The sequence below is a fragment of the Streptomyces zhihengii genome, assembly GCF_016919245.1.
Taxonomy (GTDB): domain Bacteria; phylum Actinomycetota; class Actinomycetes; order Streptomycetales; family Streptomycetaceae; genus Streptomyces; species Streptomyces zhihengii.
Map to the genome: position 1 here is coordinate 4,170,261 of NZ_JAFEJA010000001.1, position 18,739 is coordinate 4,188,999.

Annotated in this window: 17 protein-coding genes; 10 read left to right on the forward strand and 7 right to left on the reverse strand. The window is 69.9% G+C overall.

Features of this window, described 5'->3' with window-relative positions; genetic code table 11:
- Positions 1–8: 8 nt before the first annotated feature.
- Entirely contained in the window at positions 9–719 is a 711-nt protein-coding gene (locus tag JE024_RS17465; RefSeq protein ID WP_205374483.1) for a PadR family transcriptional regulator, read from the reverse strand.
- Between the two features lie 372 nt (positions 720–1,091).
- Here JE024_RS17465 and JE024_RS17470 point away from each other — a divergent pair, with 372 nt between their 5' ends.
- Complete coding sequence (locus JE024_RS17470; RefSeq protein ID WP_205374484.1) at positions 1,092–3,803, forward strand: transglycosylase domain-containing protein; 2,712 nt, start codon at positions 1,092–1,094, stop codon at positions 3,801–3,803.
- Positions 3,804–3,917: 114 nt separating this feature from the next.
- Positions 3,918–5,474, forward strand: coding sequence for a glycosyltransferase family 87 protein (locus tag JE024_RS17475; RefSeq protein ID WP_205374485.1), 1,557 nt, complete (start codon positions 3,918–3,920; stop codon positions 5,472–5,474).
- Between the two features lie 111 nt (positions 5,475–5,585).
- On the opposite strand, the gene JE024_RS17480 is transcribed toward JE024_RS17475, so the two are convergent.
- From JE024_RS17480 to JE024_RS17490, 3 genes are all read right to left on the reverse strand, one after another.
- Positions 5,586–6,617 carry an alanine racemase gene (locus JE024_RS17480; RefSeq protein WP_205374486.1) on the reverse strand — a complete coding sequence of 344 codons (1,032 nt, stop codon included), beginning with the start codon at positions 6,615–6,617 and terminating at the stop codon, positions 5,586–5,588.
- 100 nt (positions 6,618–6,717) lie between these two features.
- The gene (locus tag JE024_RS17485; RefSeq protein ID WP_205374487.1) at positions 6,718–7,836 is read right to left on the reverse strand and encodes a lipid II:glycine glycyltransferase FemX; all 1,119 of its coding nucleotides are present in this window, start codon (positions 7,834–7,836) and stop codon (positions 6,718–6,720) included.
- Between the two features lie 280 nt (positions 7,837–8,116).
- Positions 8,117–8,434, reverse strand: coding sequence for a hypothetical protein (locus tag JE024_RS17490; protein WP_205374488.1), 318 nt, complete (start codon positions 8,432–8,434; stop codon positions 8,117–8,119).
- Positions 8,435–8,704: 270 nt separating this feature from the next.
- Between JE024_RS17490 and rpsF the strand changes: the two genes are divergently transcribed.
- From rpsF to rplI, 4 genes are all read left to right on the forward strand, one after another.
- Positions 8,705–8,995: a 30S ribosomal protein S6 gene (rpsF, locus tag JE024_RS17495; RefSeq protein WP_004950685.1), complete on the forward strand. Its 291-nt coding sequence runs from the start codon at positions 8,705–8,707 to the stop codon at positions 8,993–8,995.
- 73 nt (positions 8,996–9,068) lie between these two features.
- Complete coding sequence (locus tag JE024_RS17500) at positions 9,069–9,662, forward strand: single-stranded DNA-binding protein (protein WP_205374489.1); 594 nt, start codon at positions 9,069–9,071, stop codon at positions 9,660–9,662.
- A 42-nt stretch (positions 9,663–9,704) separates the two neighbouring features.
- Positions 9,705–9,941 carry a 30S ribosomal protein S18 gene (rpsR, locus tag JE024_RS17505; protein ID WP_005315025.1) on the forward strand — a complete coding sequence of 79 codons (237 nt, stop codon included), beginning with the start codon at positions 9,705–9,707 and terminating at the stop codon, positions 9,939–9,941.
- A gap of 18 nt (positions 9,942–9,959) precedes the next feature.
- Positions 9,960–10,406, forward strand: coding sequence for a 50S ribosomal protein L9 (rplI, locus tag JE024_RS17510; protein WP_187741330.1), 447 nt, complete (start codon positions 9,960–9,962; stop codon positions 10,404–10,406).
- A 185-nt stretch (positions 10,407–10,591) separates the two neighbouring features.
- On the opposite strand, the gene JE024_RS17515 is transcribed toward rplI, so the two are convergent.
- Positions 10,592–11,929, reverse strand: coding sequence for an MATE family efflux transporter (locus JE024_RS17515; protein ID WP_205374490.1), 1,338 nt, complete (start codon positions 11,927–11,929; stop codon positions 10,592–10,594).
- Positions 11,930–12,353: 424 nt separating this feature from the next.
- Here JE024_RS17515 and dnaB point away from each other — a divergent pair, with 424 nt between their 5' ends.
- The 3 genes from dnaB (at position 12,354) to JE024_RS17530 (ending at position 16,296) form a co-directional block, all read left to right on the forward strand.
- The gene (dnaB, locus tag JE024_RS17520) at positions 12,354–13,829 is read left to right on the forward strand and encodes a replicative DNA helicase (protein WP_244882927.1); all 1,476 of its coding nucleotides are present in this window, start codon (positions 12,354–12,356) and stop codon (positions 13,827–13,829) included.
- Positions 13,830–14,029: 200 nt separating this feature from the next.
- A complete protein-coding gene (locus tag JE024_RS17525; RefSeq protein ID WP_205374491.1) occupies positions 14,030–14,863 on the forward strand; it encodes a PIG-L family deacetylase in 834 nt (277 codons plus the stop codon).
- Between the two features lie 56 nt (positions 14,864–14,919).
- Positions 14,920–16,296: a serine hydrolase domain-containing protein gene (locus tag JE024_RS17530; RefSeq protein WP_205374492.1), complete on the forward strand. Its 1,377-nt coding sequence runs from the start codon at positions 14,920–14,922 to the stop codon at positions 16,294–16,296.
- Between the two features lie 136 nt (positions 16,297–16,432).
- On the opposite strand, the gene JE024_RS17535 is transcribed toward JE024_RS17530, so the two are convergent.
- Both JE024_RS17535 and JE024_RS17540 read right to left on the reverse strand, forming a co-directional pair.
- On the reverse strand, positions 16,433–16,885 hold the full coding sequence (locus JE024_RS17535) for a GNAT family N-acetyltransferase (RefSeq protein ID WP_205374493.1): 453 nt from the start codon (positions 16,883–16,885) through the stop codon (positions 16,433–16,435).
- Positions 16,886–16,895: 10 nt separating this feature from the next.
- A complete protein-coding gene (locus JE024_RS17540; protein ID WP_205374494.1) occupies positions 16,896–17,354 on the reverse strand; it encodes a MarR family winged helix-turn-helix transcriptional regulator in 459 nt (152 codons plus the stop codon).
- A gap of 146 nt (positions 17,355–17,500) precedes the next feature.
- On the opposite strand from JE024_RS17540, the gene JE024_RS17545 reads away from it, so the two are divergent.
- The gene (locus JE024_RS17545) at positions 17,501–18,697 is read left to right on the forward strand and encodes an MFS transporter (RefSeq protein ID WP_205374495.1); all 1,197 of its coding nucleotides are present in this window, start codon (positions 17,501–17,503) and stop codon (positions 18,695–18,697) included.
- Positions 18,698–18,739 lie beyond the last annotated feature (42 nt).

An 18,739-nucleotide genomic window follows, 5' to 3' on the forward strand; every position in this document is an offset into this window, starting at 1 on the left:
GCGGGGCTTCACTTGGCGGTGTCGTCGGACGGATCCGACGGGCCGGAGTCGCCGGGAGATGTCTCCCCGCTCCTCTCGGTCCGCCGGGGCAGGCCGTCCGTCGCTCCAGATGTGTTGTCCTGCTGAGCGGTGTTCCCGGGGGACGGGTGTCGCTGATCCCGTCCCGCCCGCTCGCTCTCGATGAGCTCGTTCAGCCAGCGCACTTCACGCTCCACGGACTCCATGCCGTGCCGTTGCAGTTCGAGCGTGTAGTCGTCGAGGCGTTCACGGGTGCGGGCGAGAGAGGCGCGCATCTTCTCCAGGCGCTCTTCCAGCCGGCTGCGGCGGCCCTCCAGCACCCGCATCCGCACCTCGCGCTCCGTCTGGCCGAAGAAGGCGAAACGGGCGGCGAAGTGCTCGTCCTCCCAGGTGTCGGGGCCGGTGTGGGAGAGCAGCTCCTCGAAGTGCTCTTTTCCTTCGGCCGTCAACCGGTAGACGATCTTCGCCCGGCGCCCCGCGAGGGAGGCGGCGAGGGCGTCCTCGGGTGCGTGTCCCGGTTCCTCGATCAACCAGCCGTTGGCGACCAGCGTCTTGAGGCAGGGGTAGAGGGTCCCGTAGCTGAAGGCGCGGAAGATCCCCAGCGAGGTGTTGAGCCGCTTGCGCAGCTCGTATCCGTGCATCGGGGCTTCACGGAGCAGTCCGAGTACGGCGAACTCGAGGATGCCTGAGCGCCTGCTCACCGCTGCCTCCCTCGCCGTACGGGGCCCGTATGTCTGTCCGATGTGTCGTGCTGATGTATCGAGTCGATACATCAGCACGATAGAGCGGTGTTCCCCCTGCGACAAGGGGGGCCATCGTGAACGGCGTCACATCATCAATTCACAGGCGCCGAGTTGCCTGAAATAGGGTGAACTTCGGGGCTAGGAGGGTTTTGACCGTGCGTAGTCTGTGCGGCATGCAGACCACCGGGAACCAAGTGACGCTCCTGAGCGTCATCGCCGTGGATGCGCAGCGGATGAGCTCTGCGGAGAGCTCGTCCGTATCCATTTCGGGGGGACCGGAACTCAACTGCCGCTTCCAGGCGTCTCGCCTGCCCGAGGAGTAGTCGTTCGATGAGCGAGCACCGTCGCAAACCGCCACAGCCGCAGGGTGGCGGTCGCGCCGCGGCCCGTCGCGCCGCACAGCAGTCTTCTGGACGCCGTGCGGCGCCCGGCCGAAGTGCCACGTCAGCTTCCCCTTCCGCCTCCTTCGGCGAGGAGGAGCGGCCTTACGGAGGCCGCGCGGAGGCCCGTCGCGCCGCCCAGCGGGGCGGACGCCGGCGTGGTGAGGAGCCGGCCGGCGCCGGCCATTCAGGCCCGGGCGGCCGCGGCGGTGGACGCCGGGGCACCGGCGGAGGCGGCGGCGCGGTCGGTGCCGGGCGCGGTCCCGGCCGGAAGCGGCTGATCGACTATCCGCGGTACGACAAGGACGGTTGGCGTCGCTGGATGCCGTCCTGGAAGCTCGTCACGGGCCTGTGCATCGCCTTCCTCGGCACCGTCATGGGCGCCGCGACGATCGCGTACGCGATGGTGGGCATCCCGGACCCGGACAAGACGGCCACCGCGCAGAACAACGTCTACTACTGGGCCGACGGCTCGCAGATGGCCGCGACCGGCGGTGAGACCAACCGGCAGATCATCGCCTTCGACCAGATCCCGCGCGAGATGATGAACGCGGTGGTCTCGGCCGAGAACAAGACGTTCTGGAAGGACTCGGGCATCGACCCCCGGGGCATCGGCCGTGCCGTGCTGAACATGGCGACGGGCGAGCAGACCCAGGGCGGCTCGACCATCACCCAGCAGTACGTGAAGAACAACCGGCTGAACGACCAGTCGCAGACGGTGACGCGAAAGCTCAAGGAACTCTTCATCTCGATCAAGATCGACACCGAGGTGAAGAAGCCCGAGGTCATGGCGGGGTACCTGAACACCGCCTACTACGGCCGCGGCGCGTACGGCATCCAGGCGGCCGCCCGGACGTACTACGGCAAGGACGCCAACAAGCTCAACGCCAGCCAGTGCGCGTTCCTTGCGGCGCTGCTGAAGGGCGCCACCTACTACGACCCGGCCGGCGCCCCCGAGATCGACTCCAAGGCCACCCCCAAGGACAACCTGGACCGGGCCACCAAGCGCTGGAGCTGGATCCTCGACGAGATGGTCAAGGACGGCCACCTCGACGCCGCGGAGCGCGCCAAGTACACCGAGTTCCCGATGCCCGACCCGCTGAAGAAGAACGCCCAGCTCAGCGGTCAGATCGGATACCTGGTCGACCTGGCCAAGGCGAACTTCATCAACAACAACGACCGGGGCATCGACTCGGTCAAGCTCGCCACGGGCGGCTACGAGATCCACACGACCTTCGACAAGAAGAAGGTCACCGAGCTCGAGAAGGCCGTCAAGAAGATCCAGGACGAGCACATCGATCCGAAGAAGCGGCCGAAGACCGACACCCATGTGCAGTTCGGCGGCGCGTCCGTCGAGCCGAAGACCGGCAAGATCATCGCGATCTACGGTGGTACGGACGCCACCAAGCACTTCACCAACAACGCCGACGCGACCGGCGCCCAGGTCGGCTCGACCTTCAAGCCGTTCGTGCTGGCCGCCGCGATGCGGGACGGCGTGCGCGACCCGAAACTGGGCAAGGAACAGGGCTCCGGCGACCGGACGATCGTCGACCCGGACAAGAGCCGCTACAGCGGCCAGAACAAGCTGACCATCCGCAACTACGACCGCAGTGTCTGGCACGACGAGAACGGGAAGGAGTGGCAGCAGGTCAACGACGACGACGCCAACTATCCGGACATGACGCTGCGCCGTGCGATGGTCCGCTCCGCCAACTCGCCCTACGTGCAACTCGGCATGGACATCGGCATCCCTCAGGTCCGCGAGGCAGCCGTCGACGCCGGTCTGCTGGAGAGCAGCCTGGTGAAGGGCGACGTGCCGTCGTTCGCGCTCGGCATCTCCTCGCCCAGCGCCATTCGCATGGCAGGCGCCTACGGCACCTTCGCCGCCGACGGCGAGCAGCGCGACCCGTACTCCGTGACCAGGGTGGAGTACGAGGGCACCGTGATCTACGAGCACGAGGACGAGGTCAAGCGGCCGTTCAGCAAGGCCGTGGCGACCAATGTGACCGATGTGCTCCGCAGCGTCGTCGACAGCGACGAGGGCACCGGCCGCAAGGCCCGGATCCCGGGCCGTCAGGTGGCGGGCAAGACCGGTACGACCGACGGCAACAAGCAGGCCTGGTTCGTCGGCTTCACGCCGCAACTCTCGACCGCCATCGACATGTACCGCCTCGACGACAACGAGAAGAACAAGAACCGCCAGTTCGAGGACATGTTCGGCACGGGTGCCCAGCCGCAGATCCACGGTTCGTCGTTCCCGTCGCAGATCTGGCACGACTACATGACCAACGCCCTCAAGGGCAGCAAGGTCCTCAAGTTCACCGAGCCGGGCGAGCTCGACGGCGAGGCGGTCTGGGGCGGTGGCGCGAAGAGCCCCGAGCCCACGCCCAGCCCCACGCCGACCCCGACCCCGACGCCCACCCCGACCCCGACCCCGACGCCGAGCCCTTCGATCACCCCGCGGCCCACCGAGTCGTGCAACCGGTGGGAGGACTGGACCTGCCAGCCCTCCGGCGGGACCGACCAGGGCAGCGACCAGGGAGCCACCAACGGCGGCGTCTCACCGAGTCCCAGTGATTCGGGGGACAGCTCCGGCGGCAACAACGGCGGCGGCAACGGCAACGGCGGCGGAGGGTGGATCGGCGGGTCCGACGGCACCTAGCGGCCTCCTCGACGGACCCCGGAGGGCCGTCGCATCCCCCACAGCGCTCCGCGCGCCGGACGGGATGCGGCGGCCCTCGCCGCATCCCCGCCCCCTTACGGCAGGATGTGCAGCATGCCCAGCGCAGAAGAGACGAGCGTGAACGAGGACCGGTCCCCGCGGCGGGAGCGCCCCGAGGTGGCTCCCACCCTGCGGGACAGCGTCGCGAGGGCGGGCAGCGAGCTGATCGGCGGCCCGGCCGGCCGCAGAATGCTGCCCGACGGCAGCCGCAGGCTGGCCCCGGTGGCCGTGGTGGCGCTGACGGCCATCGGCCTGTTCGCCCTGGGCATGGTGCAGAAGCTGCCCTGCTACAACTGGGCCTGGTTCCGCGGCACCAGCTCGCAGTACACCCACGCCTGCTACTCGGACATCCCCCACCTCTACCTGGGGCGGGGCTTCTCCGAAGGGCTGATCCCGTACTTCGACCGGCTGCCCGGCGACATGCAGTACCTCGAATACCCCGTGCTGACCGGCCTGTTCATGCAGGTCGCCGCGTGGATCAGCGACATCGGCTTCTGGCTGGGCATCTCCGACGGCGACGTGATGCAGCAGGAGCAGCTCTACTGGCTGGTCAACGCCGGCATGCTGATGGCGTGCACGGCCGTCATCGCCGTCTGCACCGCCCGGACGCACCGCCACCGCCCGTGGGACGGACTGCTGGTGGCCCTGGCCCCGGCCTTCGCGCTCACCGCGACGATCAACTGGGACCTGTTCGCGGTGGCGCTGACGGCCGCGGCGATGCTGATGTGGTCCCGCGGGCGGGTGCTGGCGTTCGGCATCCTGATCGGTCTGGCGACGGCGGCCAAGCTGTACCCCGTCTTCCTGCTGGCCCCGCTGCTGCCGCTGTGCTGGCGGGCGGGGAAGTGGCGGGAGTTCTTCACGGCGTCCCTGGCGGCGGCCGGCGCCTGGCTGGTGGTCAACCTGCCCGTCATGCTCCTCGCGCCCGAGGGGTGGAAGAAGTTCTACACGTTCAGCCAGGAGCGGGGGATCGACTTCGGTTCCTTCTGGCTGGTCATCACCCAGCGCACCGGAGAGCCGATCGACGTCAAGACGGTGAACGACACGGCGATCCTGCTGGTGGTCGCCGCGTTCATCGGGCTGTGCGTGCTCACCCTCACCGCGCCCCGGCGGCCCCGGTTCGCCCAGCTCGCCTTCCTGCTGGTCGCCGTCTTCATCCTCACCAACAAGGTCTACTCGCCGCAGTACGTGCTGTGGCTGATCCCGCTCGCCGCGCTGGCACGGCCCCGCTGGCGGGACTTCCTGGTGTGGCAGGCCTGCGAGGTCATGTACTTCCTGGGGATCTGGATGTACCTCGCGTACACCACCGGTGAGAAGCACCAGGGGCTGCCGCCGGAGGGCTACCAGCTCGCGATCGCGCTCCACCTGCTCGGAACGCTCTACCTCTGCGCGGTGATCGTCAGGGACATCCTGAAGCCCGAGCGCGACGGTGTGCGGACGGACGGCTCCGACGACCCCTCGGGCGGGGTGCTCGACGGGGCCGGCGACGCGTTCGTCCTGGGCCGCGCGGCGCGGTCGGAGCAGGAGCCCGCACGGGCGGCGGAGGGGCCGCGGGTGGAGTGGGGCGGCCGTCCCGGCCCGGGCACGGAGAAGGAGCCCCAGGCGACCGCCTGAGGCTCCCCCGGGGGCGTCCGGCGCCCCCGGGACGGTCCGCTCCCGCGAAGGTCCCGGGGGCGTTCGTCCGGATCAGGGCACGCGAGCCCGCCACGATCCGAACAACACGTCCTAGCGCTCGACCAGGCGGTCGAACTGCGTGGTGGTGTGGCGCAGATGGGCCACCAGCTCGTCGCCCACCTTCGGCTCCTGCGCGTCGGCGGGCACGAACAGGATCGACACCTGCATGTGCGGCGGCTCGGCGAACCAGCGCTGCTTGCCCGCCCAGACGAACGGCGACAGGTTGCGGTTCACGGTCGCCAGACCGGCCCGGGCCACGCCCTTGGCCCGCGGCATCACCCCGTGCAGCGCCTTGGGGGCCTCCAGGCCCACGCCGTGGGACGTGCCGCCGGCGACGACCACCAGCCAGCCGTCCGAGGCCGCCTTCTGCTGGCGGTAGCCGAAGCGGTCGCCCTTGGACACCCGCGTGACGTCCAGCACCGCGCCGCGGTACTCGGTCGCCTCGTGGTCGCCCAGCCACATCCGGGTGCCGATCCGGGCGCGGAAGCGGGTCTGCGGGAACTGCTGCTGGAGCCGTGCCTGCTCCTCGGCGCGCAGATGGCTGACGAACATGGTGTGCAGCGGCAGCCGGGCCGCGCGCAGCCGGTCCATCCAGGCGATGACCTCCTCGACGGCGTCCGAGCCGTCGGTGCGGTCCAGCGGCAGGTGGAGGGCGAAGCCCTCCAGCCGGACGTCCTCGATGGCGGCGTGGAGCTGCCCCAGCTCCTGCTCGGTGATGCCGTGGCGCTTCATCGAGCTCATGCACTCGATGACCACACGGGCGCCGACCAGGGCGTGCACCCCGTCGACCGAGGACACCGAGCGGATCACCCGGTCCGGCAGCGGGACCGGCTCCTCACCGCGCCGGAACGGCGTCAGCACCAGCAGGTCGCCGCCGAACCAGTCCTTGATCCGGGCCGCCTCGTAGGTCGTGCCCACGGCCAGCATGTCGGAGCCGAAGCGCGCCGCCTCCTCGGCCAGCCGCTCGTGGCCGAAGCCGTAGCCGTTGCCCTTGCAGACCGGGACGAGACCGGGGAACTGGTCGATCACCGACTTCTGGTGAGCCCGCCAGCGCGCGGTGTCTACGTAGAGGGAGAGCGCCATGGCAGGCCCGGGACCTTTCTGGTGACTTCGGTGTGACTGGGGACAGGTACGAGATTACGGACCCGCCGGCCCTTTCGGGACGGCGGGCGGGTGCGGCGGCCTAGCGGCGGGACATGTAGATGTCGAGCGCCTTGTGGAGCAGCTTGTTGAGCGGGAAGTCCCACTCGCCCACGTACTCGACGGCCTCGCCGCCGGTGCCGACCTTGAACTGGATGAGACCGAAGAGGTGGTCCGTCTCGTCCAGCGAGTCGCTGATGCCCCGCAGGTCGTAGACGGTGGCGCCCATCGCGTACGCGTCGCGCAGCATCCGCCACTGCATGGCGTTGGAGGGGCGGACCTCACGGCCGATGTTGTCGGAGGCGCCGTAGGAGTACCAGACGTGGCCGCCGACGACGAGCATGGTGGCCGCGGAGAGGTTCACGCCGTTGTGCCGGGCGAAGTAGAGACGCATGCGGTTGGGGTCCTCGTTGTTGAGGACGGTCCACATGCGCTGGAAGTAGGAGAGCGGACGCGGCCGGAAGCGGTCGCGCTCGGCGGTGATCTCGTAGAGGCGCTGCCACTCGGCGAGGTCCTCGTAGCGGCCCTGCACGACCTCGACGCCGGCCTTCTCGGCCTTCTTGATGTTGCGGCGCCAGAGCTGGTTGAAGCCCTTGAGGACGTCGTCCAGCGAACGGTTCGCGAGCGGCACCTGGTACACGTACCGGGGCTGCACGTCGCCGAAGCCGGCGCCGCCGTCCTCGCCCTGCTGCCAGCCCATCTTCCGGAGCCGGTCCGCGACCTCGAAGGCGCGCGGCTCGATGTGGGTCGCCTCGACGTCGCGCAGGCGCTTGACGTCCGGGTCCTGGATGCCGGCCTTGATCGCGGGGGCGTCCCAGCGGCGGATGACGACCGGCGGGCCCATCTTCACGGAGAAGGCGCCCTGGTTCTTCAGGTGGGCCAGCATCGGCTGCAGCCAGTCGTCCAGGTTCGGGGCGTACCAGTTGATGACCGGGCCCTCGGGGAGGTACGCGAGGTACCGCTTGATCTTGGGGAGCTGGCGGTAGAGCACCAGGCCGGCGCCGACGAGCTCACCGTTCCGGTCGAACCAGCCCAGGTTCTCCGAGCGCCACTCGGTCTTCACGTCCGCCCACGCCGGGACCTGGCAGTGACTGGCCGAGGGCAGGCTCTGGATGTACGCCAGATGCTGCTCACGGCTGATGGTCCTCAGGGTCAGGCTCATGCGGGGCGCTCCTCGGCAGGTGTGTCCCCATGGGTTCAGGGGCTCCGGCTCTCGCGCCGAAGCCTACTGCGCCCGGGAACCGCCCCGAATGGTTGTGCGCAGGAGGGGACCGCCGCCCGGAGGCGGAAGCGGCCGGACACGGCCCCGCCGGGCCGTTCGCAGAGGTCCGCCGCCGATGCGCTGTCCGGGGGCCGGGCCGGTGTGCGGGCCCGGCGGGAACGGCCGGCGGTGCCGTCCGCGGGGGGCGGACGGCACCCTTGCGGCGCCGGGGCGCCCCCGGTCAGCCGAGGACGCCGCCGAACAGACCGCCGTGCGCCATCCCCAGGTAGAAGCCCACGGCCGATGCGCCGAGTCCCACGATCAGCAGGAAGCGCTCCCGGGTGGTCACCGAGACGAACTGTCCGTACGCCCCGGTGAGGATGCCGATGAGCCCCGCCCACGAACTGAGCAGATGCAGGCTGTGGAACATCGCGGTGATGAAGGCGATGGCGCCGAGCACCAGGGTCGCCGCCATCAGGGAGTCCTGGAGGGGATGTGGCTTGCCGTCGGTGGAGAGAAGCCCGGCGGGGGCGGCCTGTCGTCGCATTGCGTGTGCCATGAGGCACCTCCTGGCTGTGCCGGAGCGCGGCGCATCGTAGCGCCGCGCGCACCCGATGTGTACAGATTGCGTCCATCTGGCACCGGATTTCAACCGGAAGCCGGTCTGCGGGTACGCTGTACGGTCTGCACCGGTGTCTGCCCTGGCCAGGACACGATCCCGCGCGTACGCGCGGGATTGTCAGTGGCCGCCGATACCGTTGCGTACGCATCACGACCCTCCTGCCACGGAACGACCGTGGCCGCTGAGTCCAAAGGAGGTGGGTTCCACATGCGTCACTACGAGGTGATGGTCATCCTCGACCCCGATCTCGAGGAGCGCGCTGTCTCCCCGCTGATCGAGAACTTCCTCTCCGTCGTCCGTGAGGGCAACGGAAAGGTGGAGAAGGTCGACACCTGGGGCCGTCGTCGTCTCGCTTACGAGATCAAGAAGAAGCCCGAGGGCATCTACTCGGTCATCGACCTGCAGGCCGAGCCTGCGGTCGTCAAGGAGCTCGACCGCCAGATGAACCTGAACGAGTCGGTCCTCCGGACCAAGGTCCTCCGTCCCGAGACCCACTGAGCTTCCGGCTCAGAGGTCATCGGGTTCGAGTAGCAGCAAGCAGCCAGAAGCAATCCCGCCGAGAGGTTCACCCATGGCAGGCGAGACCGTCATCACGGTCGTCGGCAATCTCGTCGACGACCCCGAGCTGCGCTTCACCCCGTCCGGTGCGGCGGTCGCGAAGTTCCGCGTCGCGTCCACTCCCCGCACCTTCGACCGGCAGACCAACGAGTGGAAGGACGGCGAGAGCCTGTTCCTGACCTGCTCGGTCTGGCGGCAGGCGGCGGAGAACGTCGCCGAGTCGCTTCAGAAGGGCATGCGCGTCGTCGTGCAGGGCCGTCTGAAGCAGCGGTCGTACGACGACCGCGAGGGCGTCAAGCGGACGGTCTTCGAGCTGGACGTCGAGGAAGTCGGCCCCAGCCTGAAGAACGCCACGGCCAAGGTCACCAAGACCACGGGCCGCGGCGGCCAGGGCGGATACGGCGGCGGTCAGCAGGGTGGCGGCGGCGGCAACTGGGGCGGCGGCCCCGGTGGCGGCGGCCAGCAGGGCGGCGGCGGTGCACCCGCCGACGACCCCTGGGCCACCAGCGCGCCGGCCGGCGGTGGCCAGCAGGGCGGCGGAGGCGGCTGGGGCGGAAGCTCCGGCGGTTCTTCCGGCGGCGGCTACTCGGACGAGCCGCCCTTCTAGGGCAGCTCGTACCCCACTTCTTGATCACACAGGAGAAACACCATGGCGAAGCCGCCTGTGCGCAAGCCTAAGAAGAAGGTCTGCGCGTTCTGCAAGGACAAGACCGCGTACGTGGACTACAAGGACACGAACATGCTGCGGAAGTTCATTTCCGACCGCGGCAAGATCCGTGCCCGCCGCGTGACCGGCAACTGCACGCAGCACCAGCGTGACGTCGCCACGGCCGTCAAGAACAGCCGTGAGATGGCGCTGCTGCCCTACACGTCCACCGCGCGATAAGGGAAGGGTGACCTAAACATGAAGATCATCCTCACCCAGGAGGTCTCTGGCCTCGGTGCCGCCGGCGACGTCGTCGACGTCAAGGACGGCTACGCTCGCAACTACCTGGTCCCGCGCGGTTTCGCGATCCGCTGGACCAAGGGCGGCGAGAAGGACGTGGCGCAGATCCGCCGCGCCCGCAAGATCCACGAGATCGCGACCATCGAGCAGGCGAACTCCATCCGGGGTCAGCTCGAGGCCGTGAAGGTGCGCCTGGCCGTTCGCTCCGGCGACGCGGGCCGCCTGTTCGGTTCCGTCACCCCGGCCGACATCGCCTCGGCGATCAAGGCCGCCGGTGGTCCGGAGGTCGACAAGCGTCGTGTCGAGCTCGGTGCGCCGATCAAGACCCTGGGCTCGCACCAGGTGTCCGTGCGTCTGCACCCCGAGGTCGCCGCACAGCTCGGCGTCGAGGTCGTCGCCGCCTGAGCAGCGCGCTCGACTGAGCAGTAGGAAGGGCCGCACCCGATGGGTGCGGCCCTTTCCGTTCTGTCGCGGACTCCTTCGCCGGGGGTGTTTCACGTGAAACGCCCCCGGGTGCATGTTTCACGTGAAACCGGGCGGGTGCCCTCCCTCGGATCTGCTGAGAGCGTCCGGCCCGGGGAGTCCGGTGATCAGCGGGTCGCGCCGGTCACGATCCAGCGGCCCGACCGTGCCCGCCACCAGAGCGTCAGCAGGCGTACGGCCATCATCAGCGTCATGGCCCACCACAGTGCGGTGAGCCCACCGCCGAAGACCGGCACCAGAAGGGCGACCGGGGCGAAGGCCGCCAGGGTGAGGAGCATCGCCCACGCCAGGTAGGGGCCGTCCCCCGCGCCCATCAGCACGCCGTCGAGGACGAAGACCACGCCGGCGATCGGCTGGGAGAGGGCGATCACCAGCAGAGCCGGCAGCAGGGTGTCGTGCACGGCCTGGTCCCCGGTGAACAGCGGGATGAACAGCGGGCGGGCCAGGATGACCAGGATACCGAGCACGAAGCCCGAGACGATCCCCCACTGCACCATGCGGCGGCAGACCTCGCGGGCCCCCGCGGAGTCCCCCGCACCGAGATAGCGCCCGATGATCGCCTGCCCGGCGATGGCGATGGCGTCCAGGGCGAAGGCGAGCAGGCTCCACAGCGAGAGTGCGATCTGATGGGCCGCGATGTCGGTGTCGCCCATGCGGGCGGCCACGGCGGTGGCGATCATCAGCACCGCGCGCAGCGAGAGCGTGCGCACCAGCAGGGGCACGCCGGCCTGGGCGCTGGCACGGATACCCGCCGCGTCGGGGCGCAGGGGGGCTCCATGGGTGCGGGCGCCGCGGACGACCACGACGAGATAGGCGACCGCCATACCGCACTGGGCGATCACGGTGCCCCAGGCGGATCCCGCGATACCGAAACCGGCTCCGTAGACGAGCCCGACATTGAGCGCGGCGTTGGCGGCGAACCCGCCGACCGCCACATAGAGCGGTGTGCGGGTGTCCTGGAGGCCGCGCAGGACACCGGTGGCGGCGAGCACGATCAGCATGGCGGGGATGCCGAGGCTGGAGATCCGCAGATAGGTGATCGCGTGCGGGGCCGCGGTCTCCGATGCTCCGAAGACGTCCACGAGCCAGGGCGCGGCCGGCAGGGTCACGGCGACCACGGCCGTACCGAGGAAGAGCGCCAGCCAGATGCCGTCCATGCCCTGGCGGATCGCCGCCCGGAGATCGCCCGCGCCGACGCGTCGTGCCACGGCCGCCGTGGTGGCGTAGGCGAGGAAGACGAAGACGCTGACCGCCGTCATCAGGAGGGCGGCGGCGACCCCGAGGCCCGCGAGCTGGGGGGTGCCGAGATGACCGACGACGGCGCTGTCGACCATCACGAAGAGGGGTTCGGCGACGAGTGCGCCGAAGGCCGGGACGGCCAGGGCGATGATCTCTCGGTCATGCCGGCGCCGATGGGCGCGGACGGTCGCGGGGGCCTGAGTCATACGGTCAATCTAATCTTCCACAGGTAAGAGACGCAATTGTCTTGCAGCCCTTACAGCCTGTCGACGGCCGGATGCCTCCGGGGCCCGTTTGGGATGATCTTGATCCGAGCGGGAAAGTTTTTCTCCCCCACAGCCGGTGGACGGCAATCGTGCAGGTCAACCGCTGTGTCGTGGGTGATCTCCGATGTTGTCCACAGTGCTGTCCCCCGGTCCGTGCACAGGATGCGCAGGGTTCTCCACAGCATTGGGTCGTTCATCCACACAGCCTGTGGATAACGAGATTGGCTGAGGCCTTCCAGGGGCCTACCGTGGACCGTCGCCCGACGCGCCGCAGCGGAGTCGGGCGGGTCGATTTGTCAGTGTCGTGCCGTACAAAGAGTGCCACGGCAGAGGTCCGCGGAGCGGACGGGAGGAGGTGGCGCGGGTGAGCATCTCCGAGCCTCTGGACGATCCGTGGGCGGCGGACTCCCCCGGGGACCGCCTCCCCGCCTCCCGCCGGCGTGGCAGCGACGGCCGTGGCGGCCGTGAGGACCGGCACGACCGCGGCAGCGACAGCGGCTGGGACAGCGGTCCGAGCTTCGAGCGGGTGCCTCCCCAGGACCTGGACGCGGAGCAGTCCGTCCTCGGCGGCATGCTGCTCTCCAAGGACGCCATCGCGGACGTCGTCGAGATCATCAAGGGCCACGACTTCTACCGGCCGGCCCATGAGACGGTCTTCACGGCGATCCTCGACCTCTACGCCAAGGGCGAGCCCGCCGACCCCATCACCGTCGCGGCCGAACTGGTCAAGCGCGGTGAGATCACCCGGGTCGGCGGAGCGCCGTATCTCCACACCCTGGTCCAGTCCGTCCCCACGGCCGCGAACGCCTCGTACTACGCGGAGATCGTCCATGAGCGCGCCGTGCTGCGCCGCCTGGTCGAGGCCGGCACCAAGATCACGCAGATGGGATACGCCGCCGACGGCGACGTCGACGAGATCGTGAACTCGGCGCAGGCCGAGATCTACGCGGTGACCGAGCAGCGCACCAGCGAGGACTACCTGGCGCTCGGCGACATCATGGAGGGCGCCCTCGACGAGATCGAGGCGATCGGCTCCCGCAGCGGCGAGATGACCGGTGTCCCCACCGGATTCACCGACTTCGACTCCCTCACCAACGGACTCCACCCCGGTCAGATGATCGTCATCGCCGCGCGTCCCGCGATGGGCAAGTCGACGCTCGCGCTGGACTTCGCCCGGGCGGCGTCGATCAAGCACAACCTGCCGAGCGTCATCTTCTCCCTGGAGATGGGCCGCAACGAGATCGCCATGCGTCTGCTGTCCGCCGAGGCCCGGGTGGCGCTGCACCACATGCGGTCCGGCACCATGACGGACGAGGACTGGACGCGGCTGGCCCGCCGGATGCCCGAGGTGTCGTCCGCCCCGCTGTACATCGACGACTCCCCCAACCTGTCGATGATGGAGATCCGGGCGAAGTGCCGCCGCCTCAAGCAGCGCAACGACATCAAGCTCGTGATCATCGACTATCTGCAGCTGATGCAGTCCGGCGGCTCCAAGCGTGCCGAGAGCCGCCAGCAGGAGGTCTCGGACATGTCCCGGAACCTCAAGCTCCTGGCGAAGGAGCTGGAGGTGCCCGTGATCGCGCTCTCGCAGCTCAACCGAGGCCCCGAGCAGCGCACCGACAAGAAGCCCATGGTGTCCGACCTGCGTGAGTCCGGATCCATCGAGCAGGACGCCGACATGGTGATCCTGCTGCACCGTGAGGACGCGTACGAGAAGGAGTCGCCGCGCGCGGGCGAGGCGGACATCATCGTCGGCAAGCACCGTAACGGCCCCACGGCCACCATCACCGTCGCCTTCCAGGGGCACTACTCGCGCTTCGTGGACATGGCACAGACCTGATCCGGCCCGGCACCCCGAAGTGCGGCCGCGCCGGGAACAGTCGGTCCAGCCGGCACCGTTGCATCCAGCGGGGGCCCGGCCGCACGGGCGGAGAGCCCGGTGGACCGCGAGGACGTCCGTCCGCCGGGATCCGGGCCCGGTGAACGGGACACCCCCGCCGCGCAGTTGGACCAGACGTATTTCCGCAGGAGGACTGCTAGATGACCGACCGGCCCTTGACGCTCATGGCAGTACACGCCCACCCCGACGACGAGGCCACCGGGACCGGAGGGGTCCTCGCGCGATACGCGGCCGAAGGCATCCGCACGGTCCTCGTGACCTGTACCGACGGCGGGTGCGGTGACGGACCGGGAGGCCTCAAGCCGGGCGATCCCGGCCACGATCCGGCTGCCGTCGCGCTGATGCGCCGTCAGGAACTGGAGGCGAGCCGTGACGTCCTCAAGATCAGCGATCTGGAAACGCTGGACTACGCCGACTCCGGGATGATGGGCTGGCCCAGCAACGACGCCCCCGGATCCTTCTGGCAGACCCCGGTGGCGGAAGGCGCGGCCCGTCTCGCGGACCTCATGCGCCACTACCGGCCCGATGTGGTCGTCACCTACGACGAGAACGGCTTCTACGGCCATCCCGATCACATCCAGGCCCACCGCATCACCATGGCGGCGCTGGAGATGACGGAGCTGACGCCGAAGGTGTACTGGACCACCATGCCCCGCTCGGGGATGCAGCGGTTCGGGGAGATCATGCGCGAGTTCCACCCCGACATGCCGGAGCCGGATCCCGCCGAGGCGGCCGCGATGGCCGAGATCGGCCTGCCCGACGACGAGATCACCACCTGGGTGGACACCACCGCCTTCAGCGGTCAGAAGTTCGACGCGCTGGCCGCGCACGCCAGCCAGGGCGAGAACATCTTCTTCCTCAAGATGGGCAAGGAGAGGTTCGGCGAGCTGATGGGGACGGAGACCTTCGTCCGTGTCCAGGACGCCACCGGCGCGGCCGTACCCGAGAACGACCTCTTCGCCGGGCTGCGCTGATCCACCCGGCATAAAGGGTTCGACGCGTCCGGGCGCGCGCCGGTAGACACTGCCGTATGACGTCATCGCCGGAAGAACTGCTCCCCAGTACGCGCAGGGCGCTGCTGCACCGCATCGCCGTCGCCCAGTCGGAGGGGCGGACCCCGTCCTACGCGGCCGCCGTGCTCAGGGACGGGGAGATCGTATGGACGGGGTCCCGGAGCTGTGTCGAGGGACACGCCCCCGAGCCCGGCACTCAGTACCGCATCGGGTCGATCACCAAGACCTTCACCGCCGTCCTGGTGATGCGGCTGCGCGACGAGGGGCTGCTCGATCTGGGCGATCCGCTGGAGAAGCACCTCCCCGGCACCGGGGCCGGGGAGGTGACCATCGCCCAACTGCTCGGACACAGCGCCGGGTTGAGTGCCGAGTCCCCCGCGCCCTGGTGGGAGCGGACGCCCGGGACGCTGCGCCCCGAACTCGCCGATGTCCTGGGCGAGGGGGCGCGCATGCACCCGCCCGGCCGGCGGCACCACTACTCCAACCCGGGCTACACCGTGCTGGGTTCGCTGGTGGAGACGGTGCGCGGGGTGTCCTGGGAGGAGGCGCTGCAACGGGAGATCCTCGACCCGCTGGGGCTGACCCGTACGGCCGCCCGGCCGAGCGCGCCGCACGCGGGGGGCTGGGCCGTCCACCCCTGGGCGGACGTGATGCTGCCCGAACCCTCCGAGGACCTGGGACTGATGGCTCCCGCGGGCCAGTTGTGGTCGACCACCGAGGATCTCTGCCGCTTCGCCTGGTTCCTCGCCGAAGGGGACGACCGGGTGCTCGGTGCCGCGTCCGTGCGGGAGATGCGGACGCCCTCCGTGCCCGCCGAGACGGGGGACTGGGTCGGCACCTACGGCCTGGGCGTGCAGATCGTCCGCAGCGAAGGCCGGACGCTGATCGGCCACGGCGGTTCGCTGCCCGGCTTCCTCGCGGGGCTGTGGGTGAGCGTGGAGGACGGTGTCGCCGCGGTGGCGCTCACCAATGTCACCTCGGGGCCGGCCACCGGGGTCACGGCGGCCGAGCTGGTGGGCATCGTGGCCGACGCCGAGCCCAGGATCCCCCGGCCGTGGCGGCCGCTTCCCTCGGTCGATCCGGAACTGCTGGAGCTGACGGGCCCCTGGTACTGGGGGACCTACTCCTACGGTCTGCGTCTCGCCGCGGACGGCGGGGTGGAACTGGAGATGCTCCGGGGCGGCGGGCGGAAGTCGCGCTTCGTCGCGGCGGGGGAGGGCCGCTGGACCGGTCTGGACGGCTACTACGCGGGGGAGACCCTGTCGGTGGTGCGGCGGGCCGACGGCTCGGTGAGCCATCTGGACCTCGGGTCCTTCGTCTTCACCCGTGAGCCCTACGGGCCCGCGGACGCGGTGCCGGGCGGTGTGGACGAGGCCGGGTGGCGCGGGCTCTGAGAGCTCCGCGGCGCTGAGGGGGCGGCGCCTCTGACGGGGCCGACGGCGCTGAGCGAGGGTTTCACGTGAAACAGGGCCGGTGGATTCCACCGGCCCTGTCTCCTGTCCGAGCGCTTCCCGTGCCGTCCGGTCATCGTCAGAGCGGGAGCTTGAAGCCCACATGGGACGGCTTGAATCCGAGCCGCTCGTAGAAACGGTGGGCGTCGGACCGCTGCACGTCAGAGGTGAGCTGGACCAGGCTGCATCCCAGGCGGCGGGATTCCCCGATGGCCCACTCGATGAGCTGGGTGCCCAGTCCGCTGCCGCGCTCGTCCGTGTGCACCCGGACGGCCTCGATGACCGAGCGGGTGGCACCCCGCCGAGAGAGGCCGGGGATCACGGTCAGCTGAAGGGTGCCGACGACCCGGCCGTCCCGGACGGCGACGGTCTGGTGCTGATGGGGATCGGCGGCCAGCCTGCCGAACGCCTCCAGGTAGGGAGCCAGGTCGTCGGGCGACTCGCGCTGGTGGCCCAGGGGGTCGTCGGCGAGCATGGCCACGATCGCCGGTACGTCGTCGACGCCGGCGGCGCGTATCTCGAGATCACTCATGATCGGCAGATTACGCGGGGACCCTCAGCTCCTCGACCGCCCTGACGAGCGGGGCGAGCTCCGGGTTCTTCGCCGCTTCGTCGAGAGCCTCGCGCAGCGCGGTGTCGTTGGTCGGGCGGGCCTCGGCGAGCAGAGCGAGGCCGCTCTCCGTGACGTCGGTGTAGATGCCCCGGCGGTCGGTGTCGCAGAGGTACCGGGAGAGAAGGCCGCGGTCCTCCAGGCGGGAGACCAGCCGGGTGGTGGCGCTCTGGCTGAGCACGACCGCGTCGGCGACCTGCTTCATCTGGAGGTGCCCGCCGGGGCCGTTGTGCTGGCGGCTGAGGACGTCGAGCAGGGAGAACTCCCGCATGCTCAGTCCGTGCCCCGCCTCCAGGGCCCGTTCGATGTGGGACTCGATCCTGCCGTGGAGCAGCGAGAGGGCGCACCACCCCTGGGCGAGGGCGGTCAGTGCGGGATCGGTCGCCGTCATGTGTCTCTCCTCGGTGCCGGGTGGCGCGCCACCAGTCCTTGCCAGGATAGACGACGACCGCAATAGCCCGCGCTTGCAATTAATCGGCGTCTGCAATTATTGTGAACGCCTGTAAAGCGCTCAAGCAACCTGGAAGGGGCCAACCCATGCCTCTCGCGCTACTGGCTCTGGCGGTCGGAGCCTTCGGCATCGGCACCACCGAATTCGTGATCATGGGCCTGCTGCCCGAGGTGGCCGCCGACTTCGGGGTCTCGATCCCCACCTCCGGGCTGCTGGTGACCGGCTACGCCCTCGGCGTGGTCGCCGGTGCCCCGCTGATGACGGCACTGGGCACCAAGATCCCGCGGAAGCGGATGCTGATGCTGCTGATGGGCCTGTTCGTCCTCGGCAACCTGCTCTCGGCCCTGGCGCCCTCCTTCGGCGCGATGCTCGCCGGCCGGATCGTGGCCTCGCTCGCCCACGGCGCCTTCTTCGGCATCGGCTCGGTCGTCGCCGCCGAACTCGTCGCCCCGCACAAGAAGGCGGGCGCGATCGCGATGATGTTCACCGGACTGACCGTCGCCAATGTCGTCGGTGTCCCCGGCGGCACGTTCATCGGCCAGTCCATCGGCTGGCGGACCACGTTCGCCGTGGTCGCCGGGCTCGGTGTGGTCGGGCTGGCCGGGGTGGCCAAGCTCGTCCCCGACCTCCCCCGGCCGGAGGGGGTGCGCCTGCGGGACGAGGCGGCCGCCTTCAAGAACACCCAGGTGCTGCTCGCCATGGCGATGACCGTGCTCGGCTTCGGCGGAGTGTTCGCCGCGATCACCTACATCGCCCCGATGATGACCGAGACCGCGGGCTTCGCCGACTCCTCGGTGACCTGGCTGCTGGTGCTGTTCGGGCTCGGCATGGTCGGCGGCAACCTCCTCGGCGGCCGCTACGCCGACCGGCACCTCATGCCCCTGCTCTACATCACCCTCGGAGCGCTGGGGCTGGTGCTCGCGCTGTTCACGGTCACCGCGCACCACAAGGTCCTCGCGGCGGTCTCCATCGTGCTGATCGGCGCCCTCGGCTTCGCCACGGTGCCGCCGCTCCAGAAGCGGGTGCTGGACCAGGCCAAGGGGGCGCCCACGCTGGCCTCCGCGGTCAACATCGGCGCCTTCAACCTGGGCAACGCCCTCGCGGCCTGGCTGGGCGGTCTGGTCATCTCGGCCGGGTTCGGGCTGACCGCCCCCAACTGGGTCGGCGCGCTGCTGGCCGTCTCGGCGCTGGGCCTCGCCGTGCTCTCCGCCGCCCTCGAACGCCGCTCGGACCGGCGGGCGGCCGCCCCTCTCCTCCGCGTCCCGGAGCCGGCCGTGCACTGAGGGCCGTGGCCCGAACGCCGTGGCCCGAACGCCGGAGGCCGG

Excerpts from the sequence above, each read along its gene's own strand:
- JE024_RS17535 (WP_205374493.1), bottom strand. The coding sequence starts at position 16,885 with ATGAGTGATCTCGAGATACGCGCCGCCGGCGTCGACGACGTACCGGCG.
- JE024_RS17490 (WP_205374488.1), bottom strand. The coding sequence starts at position 8,434 with ATGGCACACGCAATGCGACGACAGGCCGCCCCCGCCGGGCTTCTCTCC.
- rpsF (WP_004950685.1), top strand. The coding sequence starts at position 8,705 with ATGCGTCACTACGAGGTGATGGTCATCCTCGACCCCGATCTCGAGGAG.
- JE024_RS17515 (WP_205374490.1), bottom strand. The coding sequence starts at position 11,929 with ATGACTCAGGCCCCCGCGACCGTCCGCGCCCATCGGCGCCGGCATGAC.
- JE024_RS17470 (WP_205374484.1), top strand. The coding sequence starts at position 1,092 with ATGAGCGAGCACCGTCGCAAACCGCCACAGCCGCAGGGTGGCGGTCGC.
- JE024_RS17525 (WP_205374491.1), top strand. The coding sequence starts at position 14,030 with ATGACCGACCGGCCCTTGACGCTCATGGCAGTACACGCCCACCCCGAC.
- JE024_RS17545 (WP_205374495.1), top strand. The coding sequence starts at position 17,501 with ATGCCTCTCGCGCTACTGGCTCTGGCGGTCGGAGCCTTCGGCATCGGC.
- JE024_RS17500 (WP_205374489.1), top strand. The coding sequence starts at position 9,069 with ATGGCAGGCGAGACCGTCATCACGGTCGTCGGCAATCTCGTCGACGAC.
- JE024_RS17485 (WP_205374487.1), bottom strand. The coding sequence starts at position 7,836 with ATGAGCCTGACCCTGAGGACCATCAGCCGTGAGCAGCATCTGGCGTAC.
- rplI (WP_187741330.1), top strand. The coding sequence starts at position 9,960 with ATGAAGATCATCCTCACCCAGGAGGTCTCTGGCCTCGGTGCCGCCGGC.
- JE024_RS17475 (WP_205374485.1), top strand. The coding sequence starts at position 3,918 with ATGCCCAGCGCAGAAGAGACGAGCGTGAACGAGGACCGGTCCCCGCGG.
- JE024_RS17480 (WP_205374486.1), bottom strand. The coding sequence starts at position 6,617 with ATGGCGCTCTCCCTCTACGTAGACACCGCGCGCTGGCGGGCTCACCAG.
- rpsR (WP_005315025.1), top strand. The coding sequence starts at position 9,705 with ATGGCGAAGCCGCCTGTGCGCAAGCCTAAGAAGAAGGTCTGCGCGTTC.
- JE024_RS17530 (WP_205374492.1), top strand. The coding sequence starts at position 14,920 with ATGACGTCATCGCCGGAAGAACTGCTCCCCAGTACGCGCAGGGCGCTG.
- JE024_RS17540 (WP_205374494.1), bottom strand. The coding sequence starts at position 17,354 with ATGACGGCGACCGATCCCGCACTGACCGCCCTCGCCCAGGGGTGGTGC.